Consider the following 11,725-nt stretch of genomic DNA (forward strand, 5'->3'; position numbering starts at 1 on the left):
GTGAAATCTTCGATTCGCAAATTCCTGCTTATTAACCTGTTATTGGCTATTACAATAACAACAACGCTGACTGCCATCGGAAACTACTATCTGGATCAGAAAGACATTCAGGAGCATCTGGATACTCTGATGGCAATCTCGGCCTTATCCTATCAGGCACTGCTCGGCGATGATCTGCATCAGCGCCCTCTTGCCAAAATTCAGGATACGCTTGATGAAATCCCTCAGAAAATAGAAAACTTTTACCAACGCCGATTTCTGAATGATTTACCGCCTAAAAATTACATGGACAAGTTTAATTTTCAAGTATGGACCAATGGCGGCCGTCTGCTTTTACATTCATCTACTGCGCCTAAAATCCCATTGACCTCTGAACTTGACGGCTTCAGCGATAAAACGCTTAACTCGCAGAAATGGCGGGTTTTTACCAGTTATAATGAAAAGGCTGGCATCAGAACTGTGCTTGCCGAACGGTATGATACCCGTAACGAACTCGGACACCGCATTGCGCAGGATGATCTTTATATTATGCTGCTCACCTTTCCGCTATCCGGCTTGCTGATCTGGATTATCATCGGCCGCGGCCTCGATAGTCTTGATCGGGTAGCGCAAGAAGTAGCCAACCGTGCTCCAACGCATTTGGAACCGGTTAATTTGCAAGAAGTCCCGGAAGAAATCAAACCGGTTATCGATGAATTAAACAAGTTATTTTACCGGCTGCAGGAAGGTTTTGAACGTGAAAAACGATTTGCAGCCGATGCCGCCCATGAGTTACGTACCCCGTTGGCCGCGTTGAAAGCCCAAGCCCAGGTTGCACTGAATATTGATGATATTGAAGAAAAAAACCTGGCATTGGAAAAGCTGATAGCCAGCGTTAATCGCAGCACGCATATTGTCCAGCAATTACTGACTATGAGTAAGCTCGTTCCGGAAGCGACTAATCTTAACGAGCTGGATGAGGTAAAACTGGTTAAAATTACCCGCGAAGTTCTGGCCATGCTGGCACCCAGCGCTATTGAAAAACAAATTGCGCTTGAATTTGAACATGACGATAACATCTCGACATTTACGGGTAATACTACGGCCTTGAGTATTCTGGTGCGGAATCTGGTAGACAATGCAATCCGTTATTGTAAAGAAGAAGGCCGTGTGCTGGTGCGTATTTACGAACAAAACGATATTATCCTTGAAGTTTCGGATAATGGCCCAGGGATACCAGCTGAACTCCGCACACGCGTATTTGAACGGTTTTTCCGGGTGTTAGGGAATAAAAGTACCGGCAGCGGGCTCGGGCTTGCCATTGTACGGCAGATTTGTGATATGCATAATGCCCGGATTGAACTGGATTCGCCCCGGCACGGCACGGGGTTAATTGTCAGGATTTATTTTCCGATTAAGGATTAAGCAGGTTGGGTCAAACGACCCAACCTACTGTCTTGCCAGAATTTGTAAGGCCTGTCTGATTAATTGCTCACAGCCCTTGTTGTTGCCATCATCAACTTTTTTCACTGCCTTAACCGCCTCTGGCCGTTTATAGCCCAGCGCTTCCAGCGCACTGATGGCCTCATCCTGATCACGCTGGGCTGAATTGACAGGTTGAGGGTGTTCGATGATTAATTCGTTTTCAAAGATATTTTGAATACTGTCTTTCATTTCAATCACCAGCCGCTCGGCAGTTTTTTTGCCAATTCCCGGCAGCCTGGTAAGAAATAACGTGTTTTGCTGGTTAATCAACTGGACAAATTCAGCCGGAGTGGCGCTTGACAGAATGCCCATGGCAACTTTAGGCCCAACACCATTTACCTTTATCAAGGCGCGGAATAATGCCCTCTCTTGTTTGTCGAGGAACCCATAAAGCAAAAGCGCATCTTCACGTACAATAGTATGGATATGCAGATTAATTGCATCGGGCTGGCTTTCCAATTGAAAAAAGGTAGGTATGGAGGTTTCTACATCGTAGCCGACGCCATTAACACTGAGTACAACTTTACCCGGATGTTGCTTATCAACTATTTTACCGCTTAACCATCCAATCATTTTGCAATTCTCCCATAGCGTTGCAAACTGTTGCGCATATGGCTATGGCAAATCGCGATTGCCAGGGCATCTGCAGCATCCTGTTGCGGTGAGCTGTTTAACATGAGCAGGTTAACAACCATTTGTTTAACCTGATCTTTTTCTGCAGCGCCGTAGCCGACTACAGCCTGCTTGACTTCTCTTGGAGTATATTCACTGATTTTAATTCGATGCGACGCGGCAGCGACCATGGCTGCACCGCGCGCATGCCCGAGTTTTAAAGCAGAACTCGGGTTCTGGTGCATAAACACCTGCTCGATCGCCACTTCATCAGGGTTATACTCATCCATAAGTTGACATATGCCGTTGAAAATCTGCAATAAGCGCTGGCTTATCTCTCCTGCTGATGTCCGAATACATCCGCTGTCAAGATAATATAATTTACGCCGTTCTTCCCGGATAATGCCATAACCCGTAATCCTTGAGCCGGGATCTATCCCTAAAATGGTGGTCATTCTCCCATTTTTTCCAGCACAGCATCAGAAAATTGCGCATTATAATAAACATGCTGCACATCATCGAGATCTTCGAGCATATCAATCAATTTAATCAGCGACTCAGCAGATTCATCGTCAATAGGAACCATAGTCTGCGGATTCATGGTCAGTTGTGAATGTTCTATGTCAAAACCAGCCTGTTGTAAGGCATTCAGAACAGCGTGGTAATTCTCAGTAGCAGTAATAACCTCAATCTGCCCTTCTTCGGTTTTGACATCATCAGCGCCAGCCTCAATGGCTGTTTCCATCACGGCATCTTCCGACTGACCTGTGGCCAACAGGATTTCACCTTGTTTATCAAATAAATAGGATACCGAACCATCAGTACCCAGATTACCGCCATTTTTGGTAAAAGCGTGCCTGACTTCGGATACAGTACGGTTTTTATTATCAGATAAACAGTCAACAAGAATCGCCACACCGCCAGGGCCATACCCTTCGTAGCGCATTTCCATCATATTATCGCCATCAAGGCCGCCTGCGCCACGCTTGATTGCATTATCAATAGTATCGCGTTTCATATTAGCTTTCAGGGCTTTAATCACCGCATCCCGCAAACGAGGGTTGGATGATTCATCGCCACCGCCCATACGCGCAGAAACCGTAATTTCCCGAATCAGTTTGGTAAATATTTTACCGCGTTTGGCATCCTGCAGCCCTTTTCTGAACTTGATATTAGCCCACTTGCTATGACCAGCCATTTGTAAAACCTCATAAAATAAAATACTGCAATTATACCCAATAAAGATGAAAATGCTATTGGCAGGACGGACCTTCGCACAGGACATTTTTTGTATTACATTACAACTCGACATGCCTGGCTAATTCGGGCTATGCTTTGTTGACTATTGGATAAAGGGAATTGATATGTATCTGACAGGATTTGGTAATCATCATCAAACAGAAGCCATTGCCGGCGCGCTCCCGCAAGACCAGAATTCACCCCAGCAAGCCCCGCAGGGCCTCTATGCTGAACAACTCAGCGGCAGCGCCTTTACCCGCGCCCGACATTGTAATTTATACAGCTGGCTATACCGGACCCTGCCCTCTGTTGTTCATCAGGATTATGTTCCTTATCAACCACAGAAAACGTTTTCGTTATTAAAACAACAGCCGCCAAACCCTTATCGTTGGTCGCCATTGGACATGCCACAGCAGCCGGTTGATTTTATTGATGGCTTGTATCTTATCGCCGGCAACCGTACTTGCTGTACTTATATTTATCAATGCAACCAGTCAATGGATAACCGTTATTTCAGCAATAATGATGGCGAAATGCTTTTTGTGCCTTATTCAGGCGAAATGATTTTAGTCACAGAATTCGGTCGGCTTGAATTGTCGCCTGGTAAAATTGCAGTGATACCACGCGGGGTAAAGTTCAAGATTGAACTGCTATCAGCGCCAGCATGCGGTTATCTTTGTGAGAATGCCGGCATTCCCCTGCATTTGCCGGATCATGGCCTGATTGGCGCTAATAGTCTCGCGAACCCTCGCCATTTTCTGTATCCGGTTGCAGCCTTTGAACAGGCTTCGGTTGAGACCGTGTTAATTTGCAAATATCAGGATCAACTCTGGTCTGCCAAAAGTCATTATTCGCCGTTGAATGTGGTCGCCTGGCATGGCAATTATGCGCCTTACAGTTATGACTTGGCGCTATTTAACACGATTAATACCGTCAGCTTTGATCACCCTGATCCATCCATTTTTACGGTATTAACATCTGAAAGCGACACACCCGGTGTTGCCAATCTTGATTTTGTTATTTTCCCGCCGCGCTGGATGGTGGCAGAACATACATTCCGTCCGCCTTATTTTCATCGTAATATTATGAGCGAGTTAATGGGATTGATTCGCGGCGAATACGATGCCAAGAAAGAAGGTTTTTTGGTTGGCGGCATCAGTATTCATAATTGCATGACGGGCCACGGCCCTGATACCGATACCTTTAAAGCCATGACAGCGGCTGAATTACAACCCCAGTATTACGATAATACGCTGGCCTTTATGTTTGAGACACGGGAGACATGGCAGGTAAGCGAGCAGGCTTATTATCATCCGGCACGGCAGAGTAATTATACGGATTGTTGGCAGGATATGGTAATGAGTAAGATTTAAGTACGGAAATGTTGGGCTTTACAGTCCAACTTTCATTTATTAATTTAAAGCCATCAACGCACAGCCTTTCTTACCAGCACCATCTTGTTAATACTGCCATTATTACAATACGTAACCAGGTGTTCTCTGATTGCCCGCGTACACTGTTGTCCCTCGCACAACAACAAAATACCAGTATTGGTATTAACATCCTCTGCAAGAATCATATCGTCTGTGAGCGAATATATGTCTTGCCACGTTGCTGTTGCGTTAAATTCCGCACTTATCGATTCAACGAGCGCCTCTAATATTTCAGGATCATAGTTCTGGCAATTGGTTTGCATCTCCTGAATAGTCTGCTGGTTGGTCAAGCCGGAGAAGCGATAGCGGTCATAATCCAGAATGACTTTTAATAATCTGGCGCCTAAAGGAATGTCTTCACCAGCGAGGCTTCCAGCTGGAAAACCACTGCCATCATAGTTTTTTTCCTGATAGCGTATACTTTCCGCGATGTATTCCATACGCGGGATTTTATCCAGTAATGAAGCGCCTATTGTCATGTGCTTGATAAACAGAGCTGTTTCATCACTGGATAATTCTGCCCCGTTTCTTTTTTTGTTAATAATATTATCCGCGACTACTACACAACCAACTTGCGACAGTAATGCCAGCGACTCATACCACCACATCTCAGTCAGGTTTAATTCTTTTACTAACCTGCGCATATGATTTCTAAGCCGGGTTGCATTACCGAAAATTTCCGGCTTGGTCAGTGAAAGAATGGCAACGATTGCTTCAATACAGCCTTTTACCGTGCTTTCAAGCACATCTCTTTCAACCGCCAGCATGTGGTATTTTTCGAGCGATTCTTTAATCATCAGCGATAAGGTATCGACTGTACATGGCTTGTTGAGGAAACGAAACACGTCACCCCGGTTTACCGCGTCTACCGCTGTAGATTGATCGAGGTTTCCGGTCAACATCACTCTGACTGTTTCAGGATAGAGTTTTTTCATTCTGGAAAATAACTCGATCCCATCCATTCCGGACATACGCATATCAGAAACAACCACGGCGTAGGGGCCGTTTGCTGCCATGGCCTCAAGCGCTTCGGCGCCGCCGGTAGCCACTTCAATGGTAAACAGGTTTTTCAACGTGCGCTGATAAGCCCGCAGGATATTTTCTTCATCATCAACCAATAATATTTTATCGCTCATTTTATCCCATCCCCAGGAACAGGTAACGTCAGGATGAAGGTTGTGCCCTTTCCTTCTTCCGTTTCAACCCTGATTGAACCCTTGTGCTGCTTGACAATAATCCTGTTAACAATGGCAAGTCCCTGCCCGGTTCCAATACCAACTTCCTTGGTTGTAAAAAAGGGATCGAAAATCCGATCTCTAATTTCAACCGGAATTCCCGTACCATTGTCACTGACTCGGATTTCAATACATTTCCCAGCCAGATACGTGCCAATTTTAATTTCGCCGACTACTTTTCCGTCCCTGGTTAATACTTCTTTAATCGCATGCACCGCGTTTATAATCAGATTTAAAATGGCTTGACTGAATTCTTGCGGATACCCTGTTACATCACCAATTACCGGATCAAAATCAGTCACTATCCGCGCAACATTTTTCCACTCATTGGATGCAATGGTAATGGCATCACTAATCGCCCGGTGCAAATTAAATTCTTTTGTCTCGACATGCCCGGGATGGGAGAATGATTTCATTGCTTTGACAATATTGGAAATCCGATCAATACCTTCGATAGTTTGCTGGATAGCAACCGGCGTTTCCTGTTTTAAATAATCAATATCCAACTTGTTGCGATATTGCTCCAACTCAGGCGATATCTTATTGTTGAGCACAAAATTATCCAGTTCAATAAATGCATGAAAACTGTTTTGCAAAAAGCTTAAATTACTGCTGACGAATTGTGACGGCGTATTGATCTCATGCGCGATGCCTGCCGCCATTTGCCCTATAGACTCAAGCTTTTGCGACTGTTGTAACTGGGTTTGCAATACCTCAACAAAATGACGTTCCGTGGTATCGACCACGATTGCCAGACACATCGATCTGCCGGTAATTTCGGTATATTGTAAATAGACATCTACAGGATAACTGGTTTTGTCTGCTCGGGTATGAGTAGTCTGATAATCGAGATAATGGCTTTCGGAAGTACGTACCTCCTCAATCAATTGCCAGAATGACTCTGGTGTATGTTGTTTTTGAATATCTAGCATGGTCATCCGAAATAACTGTTCTTTGCTGTAACCAAGGCTTTCGCATGCCCCTTTATTAATTTGGGAAAACCGAAAATCATCTGCATCAAAAACATAAATTTCATTATGCGTTTCATCAATTATTGTGGTCATCTCAATCGATTTCTGCTCGATTCGCTTCCGCTCGCGCATCTCCTTCTGTAATAAAAATTCACTGTGGAGCAAGTCTTCAGTATGTTTAACCAATTCCTTATTTTGGATAGCGATGTTTTTTTCATAATCCTGGCGGTCATTTAAAAAAACATAAGTAATCATCAGCAAAATTAAAGCCGGCATGAAACGATTGGTCAAACTGATAACCGTATAAGAAAAACCGGTAAGCTGTAATAGCGGTTTATAGCCAAAACAATCGGCTATGAAAAAAATCAGCATGAGCGCAATAGCAAACAAGGTAAAAAATATACAGCCGCGCTTGCCAATTAATACCCCGGATAATACCGGCACCAGCATAAACCAGGAGAAATTGGGATCAAAAAATCCGCCAAATACAATATTAACGCCAGTGACTGCAAACAAATAGGCAGACATTGCTAATATGCCAGCGACAACCGGTTTATGGCGACGGTTCAGCATAATTAATGCCAGTAGCGCTACCATTTCAGAAAAGGCTATGATTAAGATGCTTCGATATAACCCGAGATACACATATTCAGCGATAATTATGAGCCCGCAAACCATAAGAAGAGTAATGATGATGTTCATCACTTTCTTCTGACCCGTTTGTTTTGACAGCAAAAATGGATTAATGCCTTTTAATTCCTCAGTGCTGATCTCCATAAATACCTGCCAAGTAGGTTGGGTCGTTTGACCCATAGCCGTCAAGTTAATTAAATTTCTACATTTCACAATATCGTTCGGGCTGAGGAAGCGCTTTAGCGCTGTCTCGAAGCCTGTGGTACAGTGCCACGCCTTCGAGACAAATGCTCCGCATTTTCCTCAGGCCGAACGAATATGGCTGTATAACCCATAGCAGTCAGTTAAGGAATTTTGTACATTTACTATTCTAATTCCCTATGTACCTGGCTTAGCTTGACGGCCATGGGTCAAACGACCCAACCTACATAATAAAGCCTTAATTTATTTTTATTATAATAAATACAATTATTCTAATTATAGACCTATAATATGCCATCAATAGTTTATACGCTGCAAGCAAATACCCAGGCGCCGATGGGTCTGGAAAATATCTGTCTCAAGATTAATACTGACATTCCTAGCTTTCAGTTTAACTTTAATTTTCATAATTGGGTCAAAAATGAAGCATTGGAAGGGTTTTCAGAAGACTATCTGAGCAAGTTTTTCAGTACAGATATTCTTCAAACTCGCCAGGAACAAGACCAGAGCATTACTCTTACCGTTTATAGTATTCAGGAATTTACCCGGGCAATTACGCTATTAGCCAATACCGGAGCTTATCATCAGTTACCAGAATTGCAGGCCTATACTGAAGATCTCTACGACAATCAACAAGAGAAAATTCATTTCCAGCAAGGCCCACGTACCGCAGCCCATCACGGCGGGATAAAGCGCCTGACCATTACCCATAATAATACACAATATGAATGCCTGCATGGAGCGATTGATTTTGTGGCATTACAAACACCGCAAGTTGCATCAGTAGGTACCAGGCGGGAAATTATTACCATGGATTGCCAGGCGTCAGAGATGGCTAAATTATACGAAGAATTTGCCGAACAACTACCCCAAAACCCCAATAAGGCCCAACTGTTTAATACTGTTCTTCAATTTACTCAAAGAAAAATTCCAATTAAGAAATATGAAGACAAGGACTATCCCAAAAAATCAGAAATTTACTATGGTGATATAAAAACTCAGGAATCTGTCGTTTCCCTCGCGGAAATTGTTAAGGGTGGAAAAGGCGTGTGCCGGCATTTTGCTCTGTTCACTGCATTTTTATTAGGACAATACTATAAAAATCACCCTGAAAATAATACCTCTGTACACCACTGTCGGGATAATATCCCGTTTGGTGCACATACCTGGGTTGTTTTAAAACAAAAAGACCATCTTTATATTATTGACCCAATGTGGAATACCTACTGTACCATTACCGATAAACAGGGTTATATTAGTGCCTGCAATAAATATGGTCAGGAAACCATTGACCGGACGTTACAACGTGCATCGCTTCCTTCTCCTGCAGTTTCTCAAGACGATTTCCTGGCTGAAGAACTTGATCGGAAAAGTTACGCGAGATTCAGAATAATCAAAAAGCTCCTTGAACAAGGCGCATCAATAAAAACTCGGGGCAGAACCAGCGGTTGGACAGTAGCCGATGTCGTAGCTTCGCAAGGAAATCATAATGATTTTGATTGGCTGATACAATCAGGCTTAACTCTAGAAGATCTAATGGAGTTAATTAAAGGCACAGACGCTGGGACTGCCAGAATAAAACGGGCGTTGGAAAAACAGCCACAAATTAGAGCTGGCAACGAACAACCAGCTAGCGCCACAGTTCCGCCTGCAGCAGAAGACCGGCAAATCACCCCAGCCACATTGAATCAAAAATTACGTAACGAATTGGAACTTGGAAAAGAATCCAACCCACAAGTCATTATTAACCTGCTCGAAGCAGGAGCAAAACAGACTGTAAAAAGCCGACAGGGATGGACTATAGCTCACGTTGCAGCATATTCAGGCAATCAGAAACTACTCGCAATGATTCCCGATAACTCCCATCTGCTCAATAGTCAATCCTCTTTACCGCCTGTTTGTATGTCTAAAACCTCTGAAATACTCGAGGCATTCATTACAAAAGGCGCTGACCTGAAGCTAAGATATAGCAGTCACTCTGGCTTCAAACAGCTTACAGTCGCGGATTATTTAATTAACCAGGCTGGTTGGAAACCTGAAATCCTGCTTGCAATTAGCCTTAAGCAGAATCAACCAAATCCGGAGACTGTAAAGTACTTACTGAAATTCAATCCTGAATTGGCAAATACTGCTGGTTTAGGTATTCCTCTTTACCGCAAACTCATTCAATTGAATATTTTTCAACCGCAAGAACTCGTCGATTATATCAAGCAACATTATTCCGAAAATGCACAGGCTGTTGTCCATATTATTCAGGAAGAGTTCAAGCCACAGCCGACTCCACTTCAAGAACTGCAAACCGAACTGGATAAAAAAACCAATGCCGATCCGAAAGTAATATTAGCATTGCTAAAAAAACAGGTGGATATTAATACGGTGGGCGAAACCGGATGGACTGTGGCCCATGTCGCAGCCTCACTTAATAATACTGAGCTATTTGAACGCATTCCAGCTAATTCACCCCTGTTTGATTCAAAAATAGCCAACAGCGGCTTTACGCCAGTCTGTCTTACAACCGATCCCCAAATGGCTCAAAAATTTATTGAACGCGGAGTTGATCTGACCGCCGAAATTAAAATGCCAAATAATCAAAAGCTGCCAATTTATCAGTTCCTTATTGCACGCAAACAGACCTGTACCCCCGAATTCATTTTTGACCGGCTTTATACGTCAAAAAAACTGAATCGCGACGCATTAGAATTTCTGATTACAAGAGGCGCTGATCTTTCCCAATCAGCCGAAATTGCTGGACAAACTCGTCATAAACAACGCTTTCAAATCGCTATTGATCAGAAAATTATTACAGCAAGTGAATTAGTCGAATTATTATTGGATATTAAGACAACTGACGAGGACACGCTAAAATACCAAACCATAAAACAGATTTACACCGAAAATCCCGGGCTTATTCCTCTAGGCCGTAAAAAAGAAGTCCTGCTGGCAGTGCAAAAAGGAGACACATTCTTTTTAAAAGAGCTTCAGAACCGTGCCAACCAAAATAACAGCAGTATTTTAGATGCATGCAGCGATAGCAATGAAGGCCCCTTATGTTTTGCGAAAACAGCGCCTGTGATTCAATATTTACGGGAAATTGGCGCTGCTCTTACTCAACCGGTTAAGGACCTCCTCAATCAATCCCTTCGTGAAGCAAAAAGCTTCGCCGTCGCGAAAGAATGGATTGAAGCCGGTGCAGAGTATACGGTGTGCGATCCCGATAACAAACTCCTCTATGATAAACTTTTGAACGAGCAAATGCCGTCTCAAAGCGAGCGTAATCGACTGCGCTCATTCCTTCAACAAAGGGAAATCAATCAAGCGATTGACGAAATCGAACCTGAACAATTCGATATTACCGTGTATAAAAATCTTGCCGGCAACGCTGGTACAGAGGATATCCCAACCCCAAATCAACAGGTTTTAATACTGCTATTTCAACATGTACAGGAACAGATTAATCGTCTTCATAAAAGTAAAATTAAAAACGGAAAACTGGATAAAATAACCTTGTACCGGGAACTGTTGATTGATCTGCACACTGCGTTAAAATCCGCCAATGATATTAGCCCAATAAATATGGAAAATTTTATCAACCGGACAGCAACGATATCACACCACCGCCGCCGTCGAACCCGCGATCGCTTTTTTGGATTAGGGCTTATTGAAGCAGCCTCATGGACCGCTTACAAGACCATGGTTGATGCTTTTTTAGAAAAGGAAGTTGGCCTTGGAGCAGATTTAGTGAATGCTCTGGAAGGAAGTAAAACCGCATCCTTATTATGTCAGGTTAAAAATGGTACTTTCGTTGAAGGATATGAAGAATATCGCAAAGAAAGCCTTGACCCCAACCCCTAAAATTTAAACACTGGGCAGCCTTGATGTAACGCAGCGTAATCAAGGCTTACGATATTTCAATTATTATCCAAAACGCTATAATCAA

General features: G+C 43.3%; 8 protein-coding genes. 3 read left to right on the forward strand and 5 right to left on the reverse strand.

What is annotated here, in order from left to right; all coding sequences use genetic code 11:
• The gene (locus tag ACFORL_RS09855) at window positions 1-1,404 is read left to right on the forward strand and encodes an ATP-binding protein (RefSeq protein WP_382343532.1); all 1,404 of its coding nucleotides are present in this window, start codon (window positions 1-3) and stop codon (window positions 1,402-1,404) included.
• 24 nt (window positions 1,405-1,428) lie between these two features.
• Here the strand turns inward: ACFORL_RS09855 and ruvA are convergent, their stop codons facing one another.
• The 3 genes from ruvA to ACFORL_RS09870 are packed head-to-tail and all read right to left on the reverse strand — an operon-like array spanning window position 1,429 to window position 3,274.
• Window positions 1,429-2,037 (reverse strand): Holliday junction branch migration protein RuvA, encoded by a 609-nt coding sequence (gene ruvA / locus ACFORL_RS09860; protein ID WP_382343534.1) that lies wholly within the window; start codon window positions 2,035-2,037, stop codon window positions 1,429-1,431.
• Window positions 2,034-2,531, reverse strand: a complete 498-nt coding sequence (gene ruvC / locus ACFORL_RS09865; protein ID WP_382343536.1) for a crossover junction endodeoxyribonuclease RuvC — start codon at window positions 2,529-2,531, stop codon at window positions 2,034-2,036. The genes ruvA and ruvC overlap by 4 nt, the downstream gene beginning before the upstream one ends.
• Complete coding sequence (locus tag ACFORL_RS09870) at window positions 2,528-3,274, reverse strand: YebC/PmpR family DNA-binding transcriptional regulator (RefSeq protein ID WP_382343538.1); 747 nt, start codon at window positions 3,272-3,274, stop codon at window positions 2,528-2,530. Before ACFORL_RS09870 ends, ruvC begins: the two co-directional genes overlap by 4 nt.
• A 166-nt stretch (window positions 3,275-3,440) precedes the next feature.
• On the opposite strand from ACFORL_RS09870, the gene hmgA reads away from it, so the two are divergent.
• Window positions 3,441-4,688 (forward strand): homogentisate 1,2-dioxygenase, encoded by a 1,248-nt coding sequence (hmgA, locus tag ACFORL_RS09875; protein ID WP_382343540.1) that lies wholly within the window; start codon window positions 3,441-3,443, stop codon window positions 4,686-4,688.
• A gap of 53 nt (window positions 4,689-4,741) precedes the next feature.
• On the opposite strand, the gene ACFORL_RS09880 is transcribed toward hmgA, so the two are convergent.
• Window positions 4,742-5,884: an HD domain-containing phosphohydrolase gene (locus tag ACFORL_RS09880; protein WP_382343543.1), complete on the reverse strand. Its 1,143-nt coding sequence runs from the start codon at window positions 5,882-5,884 to the stop codon at window positions 4,742-4,744.
• The gene (locus ACFORL_RS09885) at window positions 5,881-7,731 is read right to left on the reverse strand and encodes a PAS domain-containing sensor histidine kinase (protein WP_382343545.1); all 1,851 of its coding nucleotides are present in this window, start codon (window positions 7,729-7,731) and stop codon (window positions 5,881-5,883) included. The genes ACFORL_RS09880 and ACFORL_RS09885 overlap by 4 nt, the downstream gene beginning before the upstream one ends.
• Before the next feature lie 348 nt (window positions 7,732-8,079).
• Between ACFORL_RS09885 and ACFORL_RS09890 the strand changes: the two genes are divergently transcribed.
• On the forward strand, window positions 8,080-11,640 hold the full coding sequence (locus tag ACFORL_RS09890) for a transglutaminase-like domain-containing protein (protein ID WP_382343547.1): 3,561 nt from the start codon (window positions 8,080-8,082) through the stop codon (window positions 11,638-11,640).
• Window positions 11,641-11,725: the final 85 nt, after the last annotated feature.

Source organism: Legionella dresdenensis, assembly GCF_042649825.1.
Lineage (GTDB): Bacteria > Pseudomonadota > Gammaproteobacteria > Legionellales > Legionellaceae > Legionella_C > Legionella_C dresdenensis.

What these genes read in the sequence shown, in the direction of transcription:
- ACFORL_RS09880 (WP_382343543.1), bottom strand. Translation starts at nt 5,884, where the DNA reads ATGAGCGATAAAATATTATTGGTTGATGATGAAGAAAATATCCTGCGG.
- ACFORL_RS09870 (WP_382343538.1), bottom strand. Translation starts at nt 3,274, where the DNA reads ATGGCTGGTCATAGCAAGTGGGCTAATATCAAGTTCAGAAAAGGGCTG.
- hmgA (WP_382343540.1), top strand. Translation starts at nt 3,441, where the DNA reads ATGTATCTGACAGGATTTGGTAATCATCATCAAACAGAAGCCATTGCC.
- ruvA (WP_382343534.1), bottom strand. Translation starts at nt 2,037, where the DNA reads ATGATTGGATGGTTAAGCGGTAAAATAGTTGATAAGCAACATCCGGGT.
- ruvC (WP_382343536.1), bottom strand. Translation starts at nt 2,531, where the DNA reads ATGACCACCATTTTAGGGATAGATCCCGGCTCAAGGATTACGGGTTAT.
- ACFORL_RS09885 (WP_382343545.1), bottom strand. Translation starts at nt 7,731, where the DNA reads ATGGAGATCAGCACTGAGGAATTAAAAGGCATTAATCCATTTTTGCTG.
- ACFORL_RS09890 (WP_382343547.1), top strand. Translation starts at nt 8,080, where the DNA reads ATGCCATCAATAGTTTATACGCTGCAAGCAAATACCCAGGCGCCGATG.